This is a genomic window from Limnoglobus roseus (assembly GCF_008254045.1).
GTDB lineage: Bacteria > Planctomycetota > Planctomycetia > Gemmatales > Gemmataceae > Limnoglobus > Limnoglobus roseus.
Window position 1 is genome coordinate 3399944 of the sequence record NZ_CP042425.1, and the last position, 22342, is coordinate 3422285.

At 65.7% G+C, this 22342-nt stretch carries 14 protein-coding genes; 6 read left to right on the forward strand and 8 right to left on the reverse strand.

Annotation, left to right across the window (positions count from 1 at the left end; translation table 11 throughout):
- Positions 1-126: 126 nt before the first annotated feature.
- A complete protein-coding gene (locus tag PX52LOC_RS14385) occupies positions 127-1737 on the reverse strand; it encodes a hypothetical protein (protein ID WP_149110755.1) in 1611 nt (536 codons plus the stop codon).
- A 140-nt stretch (positions 1738-1877) separates the two neighbouring features.
- Between PX52LOC_RS14385 and argH the strand changes: the two genes are divergently transcribed.
- On the forward strand, positions 1878-3254 hold the full coding sequence (gene argH / locus PX52LOC_RS14390) for an argininosuccinate lyase (RefSeq protein WP_149110756.1): 1377 nt from the start codon (positions 1878-1880) through the stop codon (positions 3252-3254).
- Complete coding sequence (locus tag PX52LOC_RS14395; protein ID WP_149110757.1) at positions 3251-3871, forward strand: hypothetical protein; 621 nt, start codon at positions 3251-3253, stop codon at positions 3869-3871. The genes argH and PX52LOC_RS14395 overlap by 4 nt, the downstream gene beginning before the upstream one ends.
- Here the strand turns inward: PX52LOC_RS14395 and PX52LOC_RS14400 are convergent.
- Entirely contained in the window at positions 3868-4590 is a 723-nt protein-coding gene (locus tag PX52LOC_RS14400) for a DUF4058 family protein (protein ID WP_149110758.1), read from the reverse strand. The two genes, PX52LOC_RS14395 and PX52LOC_RS14400, sit on opposite strands and share 4 nt — an antisense overlap.
- 69 nt (positions 4591-4659) lie before the next feature.
- On the opposite strand from PX52LOC_RS14400, the gene lysA reads away from it, so the two are divergent.
- The 3 genes from lysA (at position 4660) to PX52LOC_RS14415 (ending at position 10567) form a co-directional block, all read left to right on the forward strand.
- Complete coding sequence (lysA, locus tag PX52LOC_RS14405; RefSeq protein ID WP_149110759.1) at positions 4660-5949, forward strand: diaminopimelate decarboxylase; 1290 nt, start codon at positions 4660-4662, stop codon at positions 5947-5949.
- Positions 5950-6046: 97 nt separating this feature from the next.
- Positions 6047-8944: a hypothetical protein gene (locus PX52LOC_RS14410; RefSeq protein WP_149110760.1), complete on the forward strand. Its 2898-nt coding sequence runs from the start codon at positions 6047-6049 to the stop codon at positions 8942-8944.
- Between the two features lie 57 nt (positions 8945-9001).
- The gene (locus tag PX52LOC_RS14415; RefSeq protein WP_149110761.1) at positions 9002-10567 is read left to right on the forward strand and encodes a hypothetical protein; all 1566 of its coding nucleotides are present in this window, start codon (positions 9002-9004) and stop codon (positions 10565-10567) included.
- Between the two features lie 48 nt (positions 10568-10615).
- Here PX52LOC_RS14415 and PX52LOC_RS14420 read toward each other — a convergent pair whose 3' ends face one another.
- The 5 genes from PX52LOC_RS14420 to rplU form a co-directional block, all read right to left on the reverse strand.
- The gene (locus tag PX52LOC_RS14420) at positions 10616-14068 is read right to left on the reverse strand and encodes a tubulin-like doman-containing protein (protein ID WP_149110762.1); all 3453 of its coding nucleotides are present in this window, start codon (positions 14066-14068) and stop codon (positions 10616-10618) included.
- 193 nt (positions 14069-14261) lie between these two features.
- Positions 14262-15164, reverse strand: a complete 903-nt coding sequence (locus tag PX52LOC_RS14425; RefSeq protein ID WP_149110763.1) for a sulfotransferase family 2 domain-containing protein — start codon at positions 15162-15164, stop codon at positions 14262-14264.
- A 126-nt stretch (positions 15165-15290) separates the two neighbouring features.
- Positions 15291-15983, reverse strand: coding sequence for a metallophosphoesterase family protein (locus PX52LOC_RS14430; RefSeq protein ID WP_246173725.1), 693 nt, complete (start codon positions 15981-15983; stop codon positions 15291-15293).
- A 50-nt stretch (positions 15984-16033) separates the two neighbouring features.
- A complete protein-coding gene (locus tag PX52LOC_RS14435) occupies positions 16034-18148 on the reverse strand; it encodes a DUF1549 and DUF1553 domain-containing protein (RefSeq protein ID WP_149110765.1) in 2115 nt (704 codons plus the stop codon).
- A 160-nt stretch (positions 18149-18308) separates the two neighbouring features.
- Complete coding sequence (rplU, locus tag PX52LOC_RS14440) at positions 18309-18617, reverse strand: 50S ribosomal protein L21 (RefSeq protein ID WP_149110766.1); 309 nt, start codon at positions 18615-18617, stop codon at positions 18309-18311.
- A 233-nt stretch (positions 18618-18850) separates the two neighbouring features.
- Here rplU and PX52LOC_RS14445 point away from each other — a divergent pair, with 233 nt between their 5' ends.
- Positions 18851-21076 carry a vWA domain-containing protein gene (locus PX52LOC_RS14445; RefSeq protein ID WP_149110767.1) on the forward strand — a complete coding sequence of 742 codons (2226 nt, stop codon included), beginning with the start codon at positions 18851-18853 and terminating at the stop codon, positions 21074-21076.
- A 133-nt stretch (positions 21077-21209) separates the two neighbouring features.
- Here PX52LOC_RS14445 and PX52LOC_RS14450 read toward each other — a convergent pair whose 3' ends face one another.
- A complete protein-coding gene (locus tag PX52LOC_RS14450; RefSeq protein WP_168218998.1) occupies positions 21210-22334 on the reverse strand; it encodes a pyridoxal-phosphate-dependent aminotransferase family protein in 1125 nt (374 codons plus the stop codon).
- Positions 22335-22342: the final 8 nt, after the last annotated feature.

The window sequence follows — 22342 nt, forward strand, 5'->3', positions numbered from 1 at the left end:
ATTCGGACGCGGGCCCGGAATGAATGGCCCCTTCAGGGCCGAAAACTTTCACCTCTCGGTCCCAGGCCTGCGCTTCGCTCCGACCTGGGCTGACAGAACCGGCCCTTCAGGCCGGAAAGGCACTTCTCACGATTCCTTCTTCCGCTTGTCGAGCAGCGCGAGCAACTTCAACGCCTTGCCCTTCGCGGTGAGGCTCACGCTCAGCTTCTCGCCGCCCGTCACCGCGAATTTGACGGTGTCGTTGCCCGCCGGCTTGACGTCGTCGAAGACTTCTTTCACCAGCGACCGGACCTGTTCCGGCTTCAACTTTTCCTCGACCACCGGCAGCAATCGGGCGAGGCTGGCCTCGAACGAGAAGATCGGCACCGCCGCCGGCGAGGCTTGGGCCACTTTCTTGACCGCGGCGCTGTTGGAGCCGAAGCCGGCCACGAACAGGTCGTCGGCCGTCGTCAGCCACACGCTGCTGTTTTTGCCGAAGAGCTTTTCCGCCTTCTCTTCAAGGGTCGGCACGACCTCGTGCAGCGGCGTCGAGCCGGCCTTCTCCACGTCGAACTTGACCTTCGCCTGATTCTCCGGGATGTGCGGGGCGAACTCGCGCGCCAGCTTCTCGATCTCCTTGCCGCCGGTCATGCGGACAGCCCCGAGGAGTTCGAACTTGTCCGCCGCCGACGACGTGAGCGACGCGCCGAATTGCACCACGCCGGACTTCAACGTCGGCTCGATCGCGTCGAAGAACCGCTTGGCCCCCTCGCGATCGTTCCCCTTCGCGTTCTCCAGCGATTCGCCGATGGCCAGGTCGATGGCGTCGGCGAACCGCTTCTGGAACTTCTCCGGCACTTGCAGGTTGGCGGCGAACGACAGCACCGCGTCCTTCGCGGCGGCCAGCGGCGCGACGGCCGTCCGCGTGGCGGCGGCGGAGAACAGCGACTTCAGGTCGCTGCCGTCCTTGCCGGTCAGCGTCAGGGCGAGGCCGATGTCGTCCGCTTTCGGGTCGAGGGTCAGCCGCAGGGTGGCCGTGCGGCCTTCCGTTGAGACGGCGGTGAAGCCGCTGAGGGCGGCGTCGAGCGCGAGCGCCCGAGCCTTCTCTTCCGCCGGCGACTTCGCGGGCTTCCCCTTCTCGTCGGCGAACTTCAGTTCCATCTGCCCCAGCACCGTCTTCCGCACGTCGGCCGGGACGCGGTCGAGGTGGACTGCCACCGACAGCACCGCGGCGTCCTCCTTCGCGAAGAACTCCTTCGGGTTGGGCAGGGTCTTCGGGTCGAGCGACTTCTTGTTGTGGACGGCGACGCAGACGTAGTCCTTGTGGAACCGGAAGTAGACCTTCGGCGGCACGTTCGGCACGTCCACCGCGTACACGTCGTCGTCACCCTTCTCGGGGTTCAGGCTGAGTTTGCCGCGGAGGAGGTTGAGGAAGGCCGCCTCGTCGCCGACGGGGACCATCACGACGATCGGGCTGTCGATTACGGCCGGCGTCATGACGGCGTACGCGCCGATCGGTCGGGTGATGTCGACGCCCTCGATGACGCCCTTCTTGCCGGCGAGCGCCTTCACGAGGTTGACGCCCTGCTCGGCCGGTTCGCCCTGCCCGACGAGGTCGCCGATGTACGACGCCAGCGGCAGCATGTCTTTGATCGCCTGGATTCGAACCTCGACGGTCGGCCCGGTCGGGTCGTCGGCCTTCGCCGGCGACGGGGCCGCGAACAGGGCGGCCGCGAGAAGGAGGAACAGTTTCCGCATGAGAGAGCCTCGGAGGATTGGTGCGTCTGAAATGATACCCGCGGGAGGGAGAGTGGGTGTCAAAGATTTCGGCCCCGCCCCCGCTCGGACGATCGCCCCGCCACTCGCTACACCAACTGTCACCCACCGAGACCAACGCAATGAGCCAGAAGACCTGGGGCGGACGATTCGACGGCAGCACCGACGCCCGCGTGGAGGCGTTCACCGAGTCGATCTCGTTCGACAAGCGGCTCTACCGCCACGACATCGTCGGCAGTCAGGCGCACGCCCGGATGCTGGCGGAGGTCGGCCTGCTCACGGCGGCGGAAGCCGGGCAGATCGTGAAGGCCCTCGACGAAATCGGGGAGACGATCGAAGCGGGGAAGATGGAGTATTCGATCTCGCTCGAAGACATTCACACGCACATCGAGCGGGCGCTCATCGCGAAGCTCGGTGACGTGGGCCGCAAACTGCACACCGCCCGCAGCCGCAACGATCAGATCGTCACCGACGTAAAGCTCTGGGTTCGCGACGCCCTCGACGACCTCGACGGACTGCTGAAGGAACTGCAAAAGTCGTTCGTGGCGTCGGCCGAGCGGGAGCAGGGCGTCGTCATCCCTGGCTACACGCACCTCCAGCGGGCGCAGCCGGTGCTGGCGGCCCACTACTTCCTGGCATATGCCGAGAAGTTCCAGCGCGACCGCGAGCGGCTGGCCGACGCGCGGAAGCGGGTGAACGTACTGCCCCTCGGGGCGGCGGCGCTGGCCGGCACGTCGCTGCCGATTAATCGAGAGTCCGTCCGTGAAAAGCTCGGCTTCGATTCCGTCGCCCGCAACAGCCTGGACGTGTCGAGCGACCGCGACTTCCTGATCGAGTTCGTCTTCGACCTGTCGCTGATCGCCACGCACCTGAGCGGGTGGGCCGAGGAGTGGATCATCTGGAGCACCACGGAGTTCAACTTCGTGGAACTGCCGGATGCGTTCTGCACCGGGTCGAGCATCATGCCGCACAAGAAGAACCCGGACGTGCTGGAACTCACCCGCGGCAAGTCGGCCCGTGTGATCGGCTGCCTGCAACAACTCTTCCTGCTGCTCAAGGGCCTGCCGCTGGCGTACAACCGCGACTTGCAGGAAGACAAGACGGCCCTGTTCGACGCCTTCGACACGGTGGCCGGGATGCTCTCGGTGGCCGCACCGCTGGTGGCCCAGACGAAACTGCGGCGGGATGTGATCGCCGGCCGGATCGAGGAAGGCTTCCTGGACGCGACGACGTTAATGGAGTTCTTCATCGCGAAGGGCGTGCCGATGCGGTCGGCCCACGAAGCCGTCGGCAAACTCGTCCGCCGCTGCGAGCAGGACCGCTGCCGGCTGAGCGATCTACCCACGACCGCGATCGAGGAAGCGTGCCCCGGCATCGGCTCCGAAATTCGCAACGTTCTCGGCGTGGCAAACTCGCTCGCGGCGTTCAAGAGCTACGGCTCGACTGCTCCCGCCGAAGTCGAGCGGCAGTTGCGAGGCTGGCAGGAACGACTGGCGTGAGTCCGCTTCGAAACCGGGTTGATCCGCTCGGAGAACTTCAAGCCGTCGCCGCCCGCGGTGCCTGGATGGGCAACCGCGGCATCCTGCACGACGCGGATAAACAAATCGTCCGGCCCTGGAAACTGACCGCGTGGCTGATCTGTCGCCTGGAGTTCAACGGCCGCCGGCGGACGGTTTTCTCGCCGGGCCGCTACTCAGAATTGTTCTTTCTGGACGAGGCGACCGCCTTCGCCGCAGGCCACCGGCCGTGCGGTGAGTGCCGCCGTGAGCGGTACCGGGAGTTCAAGACCGCCTGGCTGGCCGCAAATTCGACGGACGACACCGAACCATCCATCAAACTCATCGACCGCCAACTTCAGGCCGAGCGCGTCGGGCCGACGCGAACCAAGCGGACGTTTGAGGCCGAGTGGCCGTCGCTGCCAGACGGGACAATGATCGTGGTTGGAGGAGAGCCGTACCTGATTTGGGAGCGGCGACCGTGGCGGTGGTCGTTCACCGGGTATACTCCGACCGACTTGGCCTCCGGAATCGCAGACGTGCTGACACCGCTCTCAATCGTGGAAGTGTTCCGACGCGGGCTCGTGCCACAAGTCCACGGATCGGCAATCGGCCGTTAGGCGATCCACAGGTCGTGGCAAGCTTGCTCGTAGCTCGCTTCCAAGTCCAGCGGCACGACCCGTTCGGAGTCCAGCCAGAGTGGCAGCGTCGGCAGCGGCCGGCCGAGTTCCAGGTGGTGCGACCGTGCCTGGAACAGCGTCTTCTTCCCGCGCTTGACGGCTCGGCACGAGGCAGCGTAGGTCGGCGGCGGCGGATCGCCGAGCGTCGGGTCGGTGTGGCCGATCGTTTCCAACAGGTCGAGAAAAAGGTTGAAACGCTTCGTCGTGACGAGGTCCACGATGCTCACCGCGACGCCTTGTTGGATCAGCGCCGAACACTTCGCGACAAACGCCCGGCGACTCTCCGGTCGATCCTTGTTCGCCGGGCTGACGATCTCGACGGCCGCGACCAGCCGGCGGCCGCGTTGTACGTCGTAGACGCGAACTTCGTACTCGTCGAAGTCGAGCAAGGCTTCGACTTCGACGGTGGGTTCGGCCCAGACGGCCACCGCTCCCCCGCCGTCACTCGTGTCGGCCGCGAACGGCGGGGCGTTGTCTTTCTCGTAAGTGGCGACATCAACTTCGATCTGAGAACCGGGGTGGACGCGCGGCCCGGCAATAAACCCCGGTGGTAGGTGCGGTCGCAACTGTTGGACGATTACGGCCGGCCACTGGCCGTGCAGTTCTTCCCAACTGTGCTGGTCGTCCACCGGCGGGCGAAAGTGGTCGCGGAGCGGCATGGCTCGATCCTCCTCGCCCTCATCGTACAACAACAGGAACCACTACCCCATTCAGGATCACCAAGACTCATGGACCATTTCGCGTACCGCAACCGCTCCCTCTACTGTGACGACGTGCCCGTGGCGGAACTCGCCGCCCACTACGGCACGCCGCTGTACGTCTACAGCGAGGCCACCCTCGTCCACCACCTCAAGCAGATTCAGGATGCCTTTGCCGAGGCGAAGCCGATCATCTGTTACAGCATCAAGGCCAACGGCAACCTCAGCATCGCCCGGCTCATGGGCCAGCACGGGGCGGGCTTCGATGTGACCTCCGGCGGCGAGTTCTACCGGGCGATGAAGGCCGGGCCATCGGACGCCAAGATCGTCTTCGCCGGCGTCGGCAAGTCGGACGCCGAGATTCAATTCGCCCTCGAAAACAAGGTCTACCTGTTCGACGTGGAGAGCGAGCAGGAACTGCACGCCATTGGGGCCGTCGCCGAGAAGATGGGCGTCGTCGCGAACGTCGCCTTGCGGGTGAACCCCGACTTGCCGCCGAAGACGCACGTCAAAACCGACACGTCCGTTAAAGGCGTCAAGTTCGGCCTCGACATCGAGACGGTCCTCGACGTGGCGAAGGGCGTCGTCGGGCACAAAAACCTCTGCGTGGCCGGGCTGCACATGCACCTGGGTTCGCCGATTCTCTCGGCCGAGCCGTACAAGCAGGGGGCGGAGAAGGGCGTGAAACTGATCACGGAACTCCGCAAACAAGGGCACAACGTCACCGTTCTAAACATGGGCGGCGGCTTCGGCATCCACTACCGCAAGCAGGAAGCCCTCCACGCGAGCGCGTTCGCGAAGGAAATCCTGCCAGCGGTGAAGGAGACGGGCTGCCAGTTGGTCCTCGAACCGGGGCGGTTCATCGTCGGCAACGCCGGTATCCTCGTGTCCCGCGTGGTGTTCACGAAGGAAACCGGCGGCAAGCGGTACGTCATCCAGGACGCCGCGATGAACGACCTGATCCGGCCGACGCTGTACGACTCGTTCCACCGCATCTGGCCGGTGACGCCGAAGGATACCGTGCCGGAACAACCCGCTGACTACGAGGCGGACATCCCCGGCACGATCAAGCAGGACGTCGTCGGCCCGGTGTGCGAGTCGGGCGACTTTCTGGCGAAAGCGCGGAACCTGCCGGAGTTGCACCGCGGCGAGTTGCTCGCGGTGTTCAGCGCCGGGGCGTACGGCATGGCGATGGCCTCGAACTACAACGCCCGCTGTCGCGCGGCCGAGGTTCTCGTCACAGGCGGTACACATCGCCTCATCCGTCGCCGCGAGACGTACACGGACCTGGTCGCCGCCGAAGTCGATTGCTTAAAGTGACGGCCGCGCGCAGAATGCTGGGATACCCTCGGCCCCCTTCGCGCAAGCGGTCCGTCGTCGGCACCCCGAGACTCGGCAACTTCGGAGGAATTCCCCCGTGCGAATCCGCGTGACCCTTCTCGCGCTCGGCCTCTTGCTCGGGGGCGTGCTTCCGGCGACCGCCCAGGAAGCGGCGAAAACGCCCGCCGACGTCTTCCGCAATGCCCGCGACTTGCTCCAGGTCGGTAGCCTGGAACTCGCCGCCGACTCGTTAAAGGACTTCCTCAACCTGAAGCCGGCCGACCAGGACTACCTCGACCTCGAGACCAAGTACGGGGCGGCCGTCTTCCAGAACTTGCGAAACGTGCCGCGGTGGCTGCCGGACCCCAAGAAGGACGAGGACTTCAAGAAGACCGTCGTCGAGGGGATCATCGCCGCCGCCATGAAGGCGAACGAGAAGCTGCTCCGCGACCCGAAGCGGCTCCTCCGCCTCGTGCAGAACCTCGGCGAGACGCGCGAGGAGCGGGACTTCGCCATCCAGGAACTCAACCGGGCCGGCGACGCCGTCGTGCCGGTGCTGGTCGAGAACCTGCGGATCAACACGTCCACCGACTACCGAACCGGCGCGCTGACGGCCGTGACGCGGCTGAAAGCCGACGTGGTCCCCGGCCTCGTGGTCGCCACCGAGAACGTGGTCGACGAACTGAAGGTCGGCCTCATCCGCGCCCTCGCCGCCCGGCCCGACATTCTTAACCTCGTGGGTAAGGCCGACACCAACTTTGCCCCGTACCTGTGGTACCTCGCCTCGGCCCCGCCCGAGGAAAGTGCCGCCCTCCGCGACGCGGCGGTTCAGACCCTCCGCCTCCTCTCCGGCGACCGCAGCGACAACCAACAGGCCGACGTGGAACTCGTTCGGTACGCCCAGCCGATGCTCGAACGCCGCGGCAGTTTCGCCGCCCACGACAAGCTCCGGAACCGCGTCAAGACCTGGGTCTGGGACGACGGGCTTAAGACCGTGAAGCCGGTGGACCTGACGCTCGCGCAGGCCGAAGAACAGTTCGGGCTGAAGTACCTGAAGTGGGCCATCGAACGGCGGCCCGGCTCGGAGTTGGCCCAGGAAATGTTCCTGACCCTCGCCACGGAGCGGGCGGTCGAGCGGACGAACTTCGGCGACCTCGCCAAGAGCGAACCGGGCGTGTCGCAACTGCTCGCGGCCGCCCCGGCCCCGATGCTCCTCAGCATGCTCGACGCCGCGCTGGCCGAGAAGCGGCCGGCCCTCGCCTTCGGGCTGACGCAAGCCCTCGGCGACCGGGCCGAGAAGTCGGCCGCCATCCCCACCATCCGCGAGGGCAGTAAAGACGCCCGGCCGGCCCCGTTGGTGAAGGCGTTGAACTACTCCGACCCCCGCGTGCAACTCGCCGCCGCCGCCGCCCTGTTGAAACTCCCACCGGTCCAGCACGGTGCCCACGCCCGCATCATCGACGTGCTGAAACGGGCCGCCGGTAGCGAAGCCGGGGCGGCCGACAACACGATGGGCCGGGCGCTGATCGTGGACCCGCTGAGCGTGCGCGGCGATCAGGTCGCGGGGCTGATGCGGTCGATCGGCTATCAGGCCGAGGTGATCGGCAGCGGTCGGGAACTCTTCAAGCGAGTGAACCGGACCTCGGACTTCGACCTGATCTTGCTCGACCGCCACGTCGCCGAACCGGAACTGAAGGACGTGCTCGCCCAACTGGCGGCGAACGTCAACGCGGGCCGCCGGCCGGTGCTGGTGATCGCTTCGCCCGACAAGCCGACGCCGGTGACGGTCGAGACGCTGCTCGCCCGGTTAGCCGCATTGATCGCCGCGACCGAGACGACGGACATCGTCATCCCCCCCCCCTACGAGATCGACCGTCGGAAGACGAAATCTGAGAACGACGACCTCCGCCGGGTGAACGTCGAGTTCCGCGACCGGCAACTGATGCGGATTTACGACGGCCGCCTCGCCCGGATGCGGCGGATCGTGGCCGCGGCCAATCTCGGTACGGCCCCGGCTCTGCACTCGCGGCTCGGCCTCCGCCTCCCGCAATTGACGCTCGCCGCGCTGCTCGCCGAGTACGACCCGGCACCGGATTTTGCGCCGACGCCGTTCCGCGAGTTACGCAGCTACACCCTCCTGCTCAACAAACAACCGGAGTTGGCGAAGGCCATCGAAGACGCGCCGACCGACACGCTCATTCGCCTGATCGAGCAACTTGAAACGGCCCTGACGCCGGACTTGCGGCTGGTGAATCAGAAGGTCTACGCCCGGCTCGACGTTGAGGAACTCGACCTACCTCGGGCACCCGGCATTGACCCGCTGCTGGAAGCCCGCCTGAAGCAAGCCGTGCAGAACTACAAGAACGTGTCGATCATCGCCGAGCCGTACTCGGCCGGTTCGACCGCTGGCAGCGTGAAGTACGGCCTCGCCTACGAGGTGCAAGCGACCATCGCCGACCCCGCCCAACGGCCGCGCGACCCAGGCGAGCGGAAGGCATCCACCAAGATGGCCGTCGATTGGCTGCGGCGGTTGGCCGTCGGTGAGCAAACCGGCTACGACCTGACGCCGGCCGTGCCCGCCCTGCGGACTGCCCTCGGCAGCGACGACTTGGCGGAAGGGGCCATCGAAGCCCTGAGCCGCATCCCCGTTGCGGAAGCACAGCAAGATTTGCTCCGCTTCGCGGCCACGGCTGCCCGCCCGCTCGCTCTCCGCGGCAAGGCCGCCGACGCCGCCATCCGCCACATTCAGGCCCACGGCAAGATGTCCACGGCCGAGGTGAACATGGCCATCGCCACCGCCTTGCAAGCGGAAGCGAACGCGGAGATGAAGTCAAAGCTCACCGTGCTGTCCATCGCGCTGAGCGGCACGCCCGCCGACTTGCTGAACCGCATCAAGATGTTCACCGTTCCGGTCGCCCCCCCGGCGAAGGCTGCGGCCCCGATGCCGGGAGATGAGAAGAAGCCGACAGAGCCGGTGGAAGAGAAGAAGTCGTAACCGAGGTGGATTTCTCCGCGAAGGGCCACGGATTGCGTCGTCTCGGAGGGATTCATCATGTTCACATGGCCGACGATTCTGGTGTTCGCGGCGGTGATAAGCGGCGGGCCTATCACCGTTGCCAAAGTCCAGATGAGTCCTCTTGCCGTTCCGTCACTTCGGACACGTCCGCCCCTCACGGCCGATCAGAAAACCCACATTCTGAAGTTGATCGCACGCCTAGCCGAAGTGGACCGGCCGGACGTGGGGTACTCGCAAACCCTCAGCGGTTCGGCGTTCCTGCCTGTCCCCGGCCAAGTTCACGAACTGGCATGGACGTTGACCCATCATGGTTTGGATACTTCTCAATCGCTCCGCGATCTTGTGGCACTGGGTCCTGATTCCCTGCCATTTCTTCTCGACTCGCTCGGGGACAAGACGCCGACCAAACTGACGTTCGAACATGGTGGAGCAGATGCTTCTCCGATTGGAATGGGTTGTACATGGCTCTCGGACGAACTCCCCCGCGGCAATGACCTAAACCCACGAGAAGCCCGAGTGCCCGCGACGCTTGAATGTCGGGGCAAGCATGGCGATCACGTCCAAACATACGTGGTCAAGGTCGGCGATCTCTGCCTTGTCGCGATCGGGCAGATCGTCGGCCGGCCGTATATGGCGGCCCGCTACCAAATGACCTCCTGCACAGTTATCAACAGCCCAGTCGAAGACGCCGACCTTCGCGGTCGGGTGCGGAAGATTTGGGCATCCGGTGACCCCACTCAAACGCTCTACGATTCTCTCTGGACCGACTACCGCACCACTGGGGTTCCTCAAGGGCCAGACCTGACGGGATGGAACTACGGGAGTCGCTTTCAGCGATCGGCTGCGTTGCGGCTGCTGTATTACTTTCCTGAAGAGGCTGCCCCGGTCCTCGTAGCTCGACTGGCCAAGTTGGACGTAACGAAGGCTGAAGAAGGGAAAGTGGCGTTCAACCGACAGGGCGTGGCGAACGGCGGGATTTATGCTGACGAATTGATACCGGCGGTTTCTTGGTGCAAACGGCCGGAGGTCCGCGAGGCGGTGCGCGGCATCTTCCGCCGGACGACCGAGGCGCACTACTTCTCCAAGGCGGTGGCCGCGTTTGACGAGGCCGAACGGGATGTGATCGTCAAGAAGGCGGATGAACTACTTGCCGTGTTGACACTCGATGAGCGAAAGGACGGGGTTCAGTACTTGCTCCTTGAGGTGGCTTCGGACCGCGCTGGTTCGGCATCCGCCCCGCTCTTTCGTGGCCAGATCGGCAAGTCCGATCCGGTGAGTCTCGGATCGATGGCCGGCGTTTTGGGCCGGGCGAAGGGCGATTGGCCGGTCGAACTCCTGAGACCCTTGTTAGACGATCAGCGGCAGACAGATCGAGTGTACTACGTCCGGACCAAAAATTGGAAGCCCCCGGTTCCGACTCCGTTGAGGATCGGCGGCCAGGACGACGGCTATGAAAAAGTGCCGGTTCGGGTCTGCGATGCGGCCGCGGAAGCTATGGGAGAAATCCTCCCGGCTACAGCAGGGAAGTTCCCGGATGAGCCTGACCGAACCACAGTAGACCAATACGTTTCCCGCCTGAAGCAGAAGCTCCCCTCAAAATAATCGCCCACCCTTTGGCGCATTCGGGGCATCGGCTTCCGGTGGACTTTCCTACCGCGTTTCCAGCGGCACCCATTGCTGCACGTCGAAGCGGCTGTGCGGCGATTGCTCGACCGTGGCGGCGGCCTCGGAGTAAGCGTCCCAGCACGGCTCGATCAGCTTCATCAGGTCGGCGGCTCGCAGGTGGCCCTGCTCGCGGCAGAAGAGTAAGTCCGTCCCCTGACCCTGCACGCTCACGATCACTGCCTTCGGGGCGACCTTCTTCACCTCGCGGGCGAACGTTGCCCCCGGTGCGGTCGCCGGGACGAGGACGTAAGTCTTCTCTTCCTCGGCCGGCCCCGGGGCTTGCGGGCAGGCGAGCTTCAGGTAGTGGCCGATGCGCTGGACGAGCGGCCCCTTCTTCGCCTCCTGGCTCGTCAGTTCCACCTGCGACACGTCCTGCGTCGGCACGATGTACGCCAGGAACGCGGCCGTTTGCTCGATCATCGGCACGCACAGGCCGCGGTACAGGTCGGAGTTCGTCCGGCACAGGTCCACCAGCCCGCCGCGCGGCTCGATCACCAGCTTGTCCAGGATGTCGTACAGCCGCATGATCTCGTCGCCGGGCACGCCGCGGAGCATGTCGGCGGCGGCGTGGTCGAGTTGGTCGTCGCCGTTCGGCAGCACCACTCGCATCGTGTTCGTCAGCGACAGCGTCGCCTGCACCGACTCGTCCGGCACGTCCGGGGTGAGCGCCAGCCCGGTGAGGCCGAAGCGACTGCCGGGGGCCGGGGCGGGCGGGGCGTCGGCCTGGCGGAGCATCGCGTCGAGTTGGTCGCGGGCCATCTGGACGTTCCGCCAGCGGTCGTCGAGCTTGCTCGCGAGCTTGCGGTAGAACCGGGCTGTCGCGTGCGTCAGGTCTTCGGCCGTCCGTAGGTCGAAGAACTGCTTGAGCGCGTCGAGGAAGTGCCGCAGTTGCCGGGCGGGGCCGCCGAACAGCTTGAACCCGCCGCCGCCGGCCTGACAGGTTTCGTAGGCGGCCTTCACGGCGGTGAGCGACTTCTCACGGCGGTCCACCATTGCCGCCGCCTGTTGCTCGGCCACGATGGCGGCCGAGTTCATTGCGCCCATGACCCGTTCCAGCGTCGTCGACAGCGCGTACAGGCGTGGGCCGTGAATCTCACCGAGGGGGCGGACGAGTTCCGTCAGTTCGTTTTCCCACGCCCGCCGCGCGTTGCGGATGCCGCTGTCGAGCATCCGGCTCAGCCGGCCGCGGCGGTACGGGCTGTCCGTGTCGCTCGTCGGTTCCAGGCCGATCAGCTCGCGGGCTTGCTCCCACGCGACGGCCGACCACGCCGCGCCGTCGTTCTGCTTCGCGACCGGGTCCACCTGCTCGGTGAGACTCGCCAGCCAGGCGGTGACGACCTCCGTTGGCGAGCCGGTCGGGCCGCTCCGCGATTCCTGCACGATGAACTTCTGGATGTCGGCGGGCATCAGCCGCGGGTCGTTGAAGATGTCGTCGATGAGCCGTTGCGCCGGGACCGGCAGGCGGTCGCGGTGGTGGGCGGACCAGTTCTTCAACAAGGTCGTACACAGTTGCCGGGCGGCCGACCGTAGGAGCAACCCGCGGGGGAACCAGACGCCGAAGGTGCCGAACCCGCGGAACGGCGTCCGCCCCGGGGCGGGCTTGCGGCTGCGGATGTCTTCCAACCCGGAGCCGAGCGGCGTGGTGAGGTCGTGCGTGATGTAGCCGGCCAAGTGCGTGACGCAGTCGCGGAAGTTCTCTTGCGTCCGGTGGGCCATCGGCAGCAGGTACGTGGCCGTGAACGGCAGGCCGCGGGCTTCCATCTTGGGGCCGCCGTCGCCGCCGTACTGGGCCGAGAACGGCACGTCCGGGTCGGCGTAGTGGTTCAGTTCGGTGAGCGTGGCGTACACGTTCGCCAGTTCCGCCGCCGGGGATCGCGGGTCTTCCGGCGCGCCGCAGAAGACGAACGCCGTCACCGGGGCGTCGGCCATGTTGAACTTCGCCAGCGCCCGCCGGATCGTGTGGCCGAGGTCGAGCAGGAAGCCGCTGCCGCCGCCGGTCGCGCTCGCGAAGACGTAGACCGTCGGCACCTTCTCCCGCGGCAGCAGGCCCGTCTGGTCGGCCGACTGCTTCACCGCCTCCGGGTGGATGGCCGTCTGAATTTCGATCCGCAGGCGCGTCCCGACCTTAAGGAAGTTGTCGCAGAACGCCAGCCGGCCGAGCGCCCGTGAGCCTTCCGTCGCCAGCGACCGCGGCATCGCGTAGAGCTTCTCCCGCGGCATCCATTCGAGGATCGGGTCGAGGTGCTTGCGGCGGTAATTCGTCACCGGCTGGAGCGGTAGGTGGACGACTTGTTCCGGCTGAATCGCGGCGTCGGTCTTGTCGCCGCCGAGTTTGCCCGTCGTGTCGGGGTCGGTGTCGAGGTAGAGGAAGCGGAAACTCGGGATCTGGTTCAGGTCGCCGAGGCGGTCGAGCAGGCGGCAGCGGACTTGTTGGATCGCCCGCCGGCCGAAACTGCCGACGCCGATCAGCACCGCCGGTCGCAGCACGCCCACGTCCAGTCGCGTGACGGTCATCGACTCGTCATCGGCCTTCGGCGGCGGCGTTTCGACCCCCGGCCCCGGGCGTGGCGTCGGGCCGCCGCCCACCGGCCGCGGCGTGCGCAGGACCGCCGCCTCGCTGTTCGCGATCAGTGCGTGGACGAACGCGGCACAACTCGGGAAGCGGTCGTCCGGGTTCTTCGACAAGGCCCGGGCGACGATCGGCCGGTCGTCCGGTAGCAGGGAGCTCAGATCCGGCGGCTCGGTCATGTGCTGGAGCGCGAGCTGCCGAATGTTCTTCCCGCCGAACGGCTTCCCGCCGGTCAGCAGTTCGAGGTACACGATCGCGAGGCTGTACTGGTCGGAGTGCTTGGAAATCTTGTTCGTGAACGTCTCCGGGGCCGCGTACACCGGCGTCACGCCGCCCATGAGGCCGGACGAACTGTGCCGTTCGAGGTGCTTCACCAGCCCGAAGTCGGCCACTTTGACGCGGTCGCCGACGAGGAACAGGTTCTTCGGCTTCACGTCGAGGTGCTGGAGGTTGTGCTTCTCGTTGAGGAAGTCCAACCCTTCGGCCGCGTCGGCGAGGTAGCCGAGCAACAGGTCGCGCGGAATGCCCGACCGCCCGGCCGTCTGGTACACGACGAAGGCGTCGTGCAGGCTCTTGTCGGCCAACTCCATGAGGATGAGCAGTTCGCCGGACTGGTTGTCGATCCGCTCGATGGAGATGACGAACGGGTGCCGGACTTCCTTCATCCGGCCGAGGGCTTTGAGTTCCTGCTCGGCCTTGACCGCGTCGCCGTCGAGGGAGTTGAGGTTGCCGAAAACGAACTTGATGGCCTTGTGCAGTCCGCCCGGCGCGGAGCACTTCCATACCTCGCCGAACCCGCCGCTGCCGATGGGGGCGATGAGTTGATAGCCCGCTAAAACTTCGTCACCCGGCTCGCGAAGGCCGATCATGGCAGTACCCGGCGTCGGAATAATTGGCACTCTACGCTAGGTCACAGGAGGGCGGGCGTCCAATGGGGAGGGGGGTTAGACGCCGACTGATGCTTTAGTGTAGACGAATTTCCGACGAAAGTTGGTACGAGAATTGAGACAAAGGCAAGAAATTATGCCGAAGAGTGAGTCGCCGGGGCAAATGAGCGCGATATTAACGGTGAACCGAGGGATAAAGTTCCGGTCGATTCATCTCCGCGGGCGAGTTGATCTTGTCGATGGTCGCAACTGATTCCTGCCTGGCCATGCGTAGTCGATCTTTCGCTTTCTGCCGGTGAGAGCGGCTGAGGAGCGATTTCACGTTGAAGAAGTAGGGGAACCGCAACCCCTGTCGGAAGTGCGGGACGCTGGTGGCCCGAATGAATTCGCTCGCGTAGGCGTGCAGGCGAACGTCACAACTGTTGGCCTGAACGATGCGGTCGATCAAACACCTGTCGAGCGCCTTGCGGAGTAACCGCCGCGGGCGTTCCGCAGAGCGGTTGAGCGCCGAGAATCGCGGGACGGACCAACCCAGCCGATCGGCCATCGCGTGGACCGACGCGGCAAACTTTTCGACGACGCCGAAGCCCAAGAAGTGGTGCTGGAGAATCCCGACGGCCGTGTGGAAGGCTTCGTCCGGGTCGGCATCGATCTCCTCGGCACTGAGACCCGTCACGTACTGCGTCTGGAGGTTTCTGGCCCATTCGTGGACGAGGAACTGTCCCAGACCGCCCCGCGGCCGGACGATCTCCCGGTGGTCGGGCCGGTCAGAGTTCAGCAGGTGGTTGTAGTGCGAGATTACCTGATCGACCGGGTCGCGAAAGAACGTGACGTACCGCGACAGCGGGGCAAGGCGGAGGTGCAGGCCGAAGCGAAAATGCCCCATCACCGCCCGCGGGAGTTGCCGCCGGGCGAAGGCGTGGAACACGTCGAGTTGTTCCCGGTGGCCGGGGTAAATCGGGTAGAGGTTCCCCGGCCGGTACTGTTGTTCGACGATAAACCGGAGCGTGGTCCCGGCCGTCTTGGGGATGTGCATGAAGAGGAGCAGGGCCGGCGGGTTCGACGATTCGGCGGGCATGGCACATCCTTGATTCGATGGGGGAACGGTCCGACCGTTCGCAACTCAAGTGGGCAGGTGGAGAATCACGGATTCGTCAGAAAAGCGGGCGCACTCTTCTCACGTGCTTGCTCTCATCTTCGTTGCTCAAAATGACCGACAGTCTGTTCGAAGCATTCCGGAATTGTTCGTTTGCCAAACGTGTCCGCTCACGGTGTCGAGTGCCGTCAACCAACCGCCCCGCACGCAGTTGGTGTCGATGCAAACCAGATGGCCCAAATCGAGAATCGCACCCGACCGTTGTGGCGTGTGTCCGACGATGGCGACTTTACCCGAGTAATGAGGCAAAGTCGTGTCGGCCTGTGTGACTCTCCAGCGGAGGGCGAGGGCCGGTTGATCCGCCATCGGCAACTCCGGCACGTACCCGGCGTGGAGGAACAAGTGTGTGAGCGTTTCGTGGTACGGGCGACAATCGGACAAGAACTGGAGGTGGCGTTTGGGAAACCAGTCGGTCAGTGCGCGGCGCGGCCCACCGGCTGCCCAACCGTAGGACCGAAGAGTGTCCGTGCCGCCCAAGGCGAGCCACTTCCGCAAGTTGCCGCTGTCACGGAGGGCATCGAGCAGCGATTCTTCGTGGTTGCCGAGGAGTGGGATCAGTTGGCAGGAATCGCGGAGTGAGAGAATTCGATCGAGAACGCCGCGACTATATGGCCCGCGGTCGATGTAGTCGCCCAGGAAGATGAGCGTATCTTCCCGGTCCGGCTGAAGGGCATCAAGAAGGGCATCCAAGGCCGAGAGGCAACCGTGGATGTCGCCGATGGCGATGGTGCGATAGGCCATGCCCCCGCCCTCCATTCGGCTATCCTTGGATATTTCTGCGCGGCTCGGACTCAGTCCACGTACAGGAACTCGTTCAGGTTCAGCAAGGCGTGGCAGAGGTCGGCGACGGCCTCGCCGCTGGTGCCGGGGTGCGCGGCCAGGAACTTCGTCGTGCGGTCTCGCTCGTCGGCGGTCGGCGGCCGGGAGAGGGCGAGGCGGAACGCGCGGTCCACGATCTTCGCCTGATCGTCGCCAGCGTCCTTCTGCAAGCGGGCGGCGAACGTCTTCGCGAAGTCGAGGACGATCGTGTCGTTGAGCAGCATCAGCGATTGCGGGGCGGTCGTCGTCACGAAGCGGCGGGAGCAGGTTTCACTGCGGTCCGGGGCGTCGAAGAGCGTGAAGAACGGGTAGCGGAGGTTCCGCTTCACGGCCACGTACACGCTGCGGCGGTTGCGGTCGGCGGCCGACGCGGACGGCGTCCACCCGCCGGTGCCCTTCAACTCGGTAGGCAGTTCCGGGAACACGCTCGGCCCGCCGGCCTTTTCGTTCAACACGCCGCACACAGCCAGCATCGCGTCGCGGAGCGATTCGCCGTCCAACCGCTTCCGGGGGGCGTGCCAGAGCAAGTCGTTCTCGGGATCGACCGACGCCCCGTCGGGAGAACCCTCGGCGGCTTGGCGGTACGCGGCCGACGTGACCAGCAGGCGGTAGACGTGCTTCACCGACCAACCGCTCGCGGTGAAGTCGTTCGCCAGCCAGTCGAGCAGTTCGGGGTGGGTCGGTTTCTCGCCGGTGAGGCCGAAGTCGCTGGTGGTGGCGACAAGACCGCGCTCGAAGACGTGCTGCCAGACGCGGTTGACCATCACGCGGGCCGTCAGCGGGTTCTTCGCGTCGGCAATCCAGTTCGCCAGGGCGGTGCGGCGGCCGGTCGACGTCGCGGTCGGCTTTACCTCCGCGTCACGGTCGTCGATGGAAGAGATGAACCCCGGGTCGAGTTCGTCCCCCTTCTTCCGCCAGTCGCCACGCTTGAGCTTGTACTGCGGCGGGGCGACGGGGCCGACGTCCGTCATGGCCATCGCCGTCGGGGGGGCGGTCGGTTTCTCCTTCGCGTGCTCGGCCAGCTGTTTCTGCATCCCCTCCCACTTCGTCTTCTGCTCGCCCTTCATCTGCGTCGGGGTGAACTTGCGGGCCCCGACGACCTGCTTCTCGCACATCTCGGCGATCTGCTTCTGCCATGGCGTGCGGTCAGCGAACGGGATGTCGATCAGCTTCGCGTAGTCCTCGTCGAACCGCGACCGCTCCTTCTTCGACGCCTTCTCGCGGAACGGCTCCTCGATCTCGGCCATCTGCTTGCGGACCGCGGCCGTCTTCGCCTCCCACGCGGCCGTCTTCGCCTCCCACGCGGCCTGCTGTTGCGGCGGCAGCACCGGGCGGTCGCTCGGCCAGAAGCCGGCGAAGAACGCCTGCATTCGGTAGTAGTCGTCCTGCGAAACGGGGTCGGTCTTGTGGTCGTGGCACTTCGCGCAGCCGAGCGTGATGCCGAGGAACGCGGCGGCGGTCGTGTCGGTGATGTCGTTGAGGATTTCCTGCCGCCGCTGTTCGAGGTTCACGGCGTTCGATTCGTCGGGGTAGTGGCGGAGGAACCCCGTGGCCGCGGCCACGGTGGGGTCGTTCGGCGCGATCTCGTCGGCCGCCAACTGCTCGCGGAGAAAGCGGTCATACGGCTTGTCGGTGTTGAAGCTGTCGATGACGTAGTCGCGGTACCGCCACGCGGTCGGCCGGGCGGCGTCGGCCTTGAAGCCGTCCGACTCGGCGTACCGGGCGAGGTCGAGCCACCACACGGCGACGCGCTCGCCGAAGTGCGACGACGCGAGCAGGCGGTCCACGACTTTCTCGTAGGCGGTCGGCGACGTGTCCTTTTCGAAGGCGGCCAGTTCCGCCGGGGTCGGGGGCAGCCCGGTCAGGTCGAACGTCACGCGGCGGAGCAGGGCGGCTTTCGCGGCCGGGGGCGAGTACCCGAGTTTGGCGGCTTCAAGTTTCGCCAGCAGGAACGCATCGACCGGGTGGGCCGAACCCTTTGGCACGGCCGGCTTCGTGGCTGGCTTGTACGCCCATTCGCCCGGCAGTTCCGCGGCCGGTGCGAGGCGAACGACGACGAGTAAAAGTGCGAGCGGGAGGAAGCGCATTGGCGGGTCCGGTCGGCGGGGGTGAGCTTCCGCTAGTGTAACCGGCCGGCTGGGACAGAGGCAATCGGATTCTTGAAGGCGTTAGAATCCGAAGCGGAAGGGACGGGGTGTTGCGCAACACCCCGTCCCTTCCGCTTCGGATTCTACAAGCCAGTCAGGACTAGCCGACGATTTGCTTGACCTTCACGCGGATGTGCGGCTGCGTGTGACCGCGGAGCCGCTTGGACGCCTTGCGGCGGCGGAAATACTGGGCGACGGTCTTCACCTTCGGGAAGTCCACCACCTCGGCGACCACCTTCGCGCCGGCGACGAGCGGTTGGCCGATCGTCGCCCCGCCGTCTTTACCGATGAGCAGCACTTGGGTCAGTTCGACCGTGTCGCCGACCTTCACGTCGCGGTAGTCGATCGTGACGCTCTCGCCCTCTGCCACCCGGTACTGTCGGCTGCCGTCTTCGAAAATCGCGTACATCGGAAAACGTCCTTCGTTCAGTTGTCTCGTTCGCAGACGAATTGCGAAGGCTGTTAATGTAGCAATCCGAAGGCAGGTGGCCAGGGATTTTGCCCGTTGGAACCCGGAGCGGGAGCGACGGGGTGAAGTGCCTCCACCCCGTCGCTCCCGCTCCGGGTTCCAAAAACCTCTCGCCAACAACGACTTGGCGGGCGCGTTCTGCACTTCAGGTTGCCAGTAGGTACAATCGTGTCATGCACGCGATTCTGATCGCCACCGTCGCGCTGGTCGGGCTGCCGGTCCTGCTTCACCTCATCATGAAGCAGGAGCCGAAGCGGTTGCTATTTCCCGCGATCCGCTTCCTCGAAAAGCGCCGCAAGGTCAACCAGCGGAAGATGCGCCTCCGGCACCTTCTCTTGCTCCTCCTGCGGATGCTCATCATCGGCCTGTTCGGCCTCGCCCTGTTCCAGCCGACCATCGCTGGGTCGCTCGGCGGGCTGAACTTCGCCGGCGAACAGCCGGTCGCGGCCGTCTTCATCGTCGACACGTCGCCGAGCATGGGCTACCTCTCGAACAGTCGCATGCGGTTGGAGGAAGCCAAACGCCGGGCCCTGGAACTGCTCGACGATCTGCCGGGTTCGTCGAAGGTCGCCGTCCTCGACCCCGCGGAACCGGGCGGCACCTGGGAACTGTCCGTCGCCGATGCCCGCAAGAAACTCGAAGAATTGAAGGACCCGAAGGGCACGGCCGTGCCGGTGTCGGCTGCCCTCGCGGCGGCGCACCAACTGTTCCGCACGGTCGATCAGGAAACCGAAGGCCAGGAACCGATGCCGCGGTTGGTGGCCGTCTTCTCGGATCGCGCGACAGCCTGTTGGGACGCAAGTCGTAGCGAAGATTTGAAGAAGCTCCGCGAGACGATCCCGCAACCGCCAGTGGCCCACCTGTTCCTCGACGTCGGCATCGACCAGCCCGCGAACGTCGGCATCACGGCCGTCGAGATGAAGCCGCAGATTCTGCCGAAGGACACGCCCGTTGTCCTGAACGCCACGATCTCGGCGGCCGGCGAAGCGGTCGAGTCGCGCGTCGTCTGCAAACTGCTGACCGGCGAGAACATGGTCGAGAAGAAGCTCGTCAAAGTCCCCGGCGGCGGCAGTGCCGGCGTGAGTTTCACCTTCGACGGTCGTCGGCTGAAGCCGGGGTTGCACCAGATCGAACTGAGTCTGGAAACGCCGGACAACCTGGAGGCGGACAACGTCCGTTACTTCACGTTCAAGGTAGCCGAGCCGCGGAAGATTCTCACGCTGGTGAGCGATCTCGCGGACGCCGACTTCTGGCAACTGGCCCACACCTCGCAGGGCGAGTTCGCTTGCGAGGTGCGGAAGGCGACCGACGAGCTGCCGCTGTTGAGGGATTACGAGGCCGTTTGCCTGCTCAGCGTCACCGACCCGACGCCGTTGTGGCCGAAGTTGCAGACGTATGTGGAAACTGGCGGCCAACTGCTCATCATGCCCGGCACCGCCCCGAAGCAAGACGCCTACCGGACGAAGACCGAGGCGGCCGCCCGCATCCTGCCCGGCTCGCTGAAGGAACAGAACGCCGAGATCGACTACGGCACCCTGCCGGCGACCGATAAGCGCCGCGAGGGGGTGCCGTGGCTGCTCGACGACGCGGCCTTGCGGCACCCGATGCTGGCCCCGTTCCGCGAGTGGAAGCTTAAGGGCAACATCGACTTCCTGCAAAACCCCCGGCGGGCGTGGCAGTTCTGGGACTTCGAACCGGCCCCCGGCGGTAGCGTGGTCGTGCTCTACAACGACAGCGACGATCCGAAACTGCGGCACCCGGCCGTCTTGGAACGCAGTCTCGGCAACCAGCGCGGCCGAGTACTGCTGCTGACGACGCCGATGGACACGCCGATCGAAGGCGGCAAGACGTGGAACAATTACTGGCAGTTAAGCGAGTCGTCGTGGTACGTGGTCTTCCCGAACCTGCTGATGCGCTACCTGTGCGGCGACCCGACCGATGCGAACTTCAACTTCCTCACCGGCCAGCCGGTCGCGGTGCCGCTGCCGAAGGGGGACGTGAAGAAAGGCACGAAGTTGCAACTCGAAGGCCGCGGCATCAGCGGCCGCGACGCGGAGATCGAACTCGGCGAGGGGCAGACGGAAGTGCGCCTGCCGCCGAACCGCACGGCCCTCCCGGGACTGTTCGCCGTGTCGCTGGAAGCGGCCAAGTGGCGGGACGGCTTCAGCTTGAACATCCCCGCCGACGAGTCGAATCTGGCGAAGGTGCCCGAGGACGCGATCGAGAGTCTGATGGGGCCGAAGAGCGTGGTGCCGCTGTCGCGGGACGTGAAATTGCGAGAGGTACTGACGACGAAATTCAATCAGCCGATCGACCTGTTCCCGTGGCTGTTGATCGGCGTGCTACTGCTGCTGTGCTTCGAGGGATTGCTGGCGAATCGGTTCTACCGCAAACCGTAGATCTGTGAAGAGAGGTTTCAATTGCAACGGCGAGCGGCCCGGCGTAAGCGGGCCGTGTCTGGAGATATGCAGATACGGCCCACTTACGCCGGGCCGCTCGCCGTTGATCCGGCAGGAAGGCCAGTCGGTTAGGTTACGCCAGGCGTTCCAACAGCGGCTCAATGTCTGCCCGCGAAACGTGGCCCATCACTGCGAGTTGCACCAACCGCCGCTCGGCCAAATAGCCGCTCTGCCCGGCGATTTGATAGCCCCACTCGCGGCACATCCCCACGAAGGCGGCGCTCGACATCTCCCGCGGTGGGGCGAACGTGACAATCGCCGGACTCGCCACGTCGTCGGCCGCGAGCAACTCGAAGCCGGCCGCTGTCAGCCGCTGTCGCACCAGCCCGCCGAGGTCGGCGATTTGCTGGTAGCGAGTCTGGCACAACGCCGGCGTCGCGAACACGTCCAGGGCCACGTCCAACGCCTTGACCATCGGCGACGGGGCCGTGAACCGCGGGCCGACCGTCGTCACCGTGGACGCGACGTTGAGGTACGTCGGAATGCGGCTCGTATCCAGGTGCTCCAGGTTCGCCGGGTTCGCGAAGACGAAAGCCACGCCGGCGTAGCTGCCGATCGCCTTGCCGCTCGCTCCGGTCGCGAGGTAGACTTCGCTCAAATCGAGGGGCACCGTCGCAAGGCTGCTCACGCAGTCCACGCACACGCGGTGGCCGTACTTCTTCGCGAGCGTCACCAACCCCGGTAGGTCGTTCAGTACGCCGGTGCTCGTCTCGTGGTGCGCGCCCCAGACCCACCCGCCGGCCGGCATCGCCCGCATCGCGGCTTCGACTTCGTCGAGTTGCCACGCCCGGCCCCAGTCCCAGGACAGAATCCGCGGCGACAGCCCGGAGTTCTGGGCCTGCTTCAACAGGCGGTCGCCGAATTCGCCGGACACTAACAGGAGGCCGTTGTCCCTTGCCGGGTCGGCCGCCAGCGTTGCCGCGACGGCGTCGTTCGCCAGGGTGCCGCTGCCGATGAACATGCCCACGGGCACGCCGCCGATCATGGCCGAGAGCTTCGCACGCACCCCTTCGAACAGCGGCACGAATTCGTCCGAGCGGTGGTAGACCAGCGGTTCGTGGAACGCGGCCGTCACGCGCGGGGAAATCGCCACCGGGCCGGGGAGCAGGCAAATCGCGTCCTGCGATTCGGCCGCGGCCCATTGCGGGTGAACCCCCCGGGCGGGGGTCGGCGGGGTGTACTTCAGGGTGCGAATCATCAACCTCG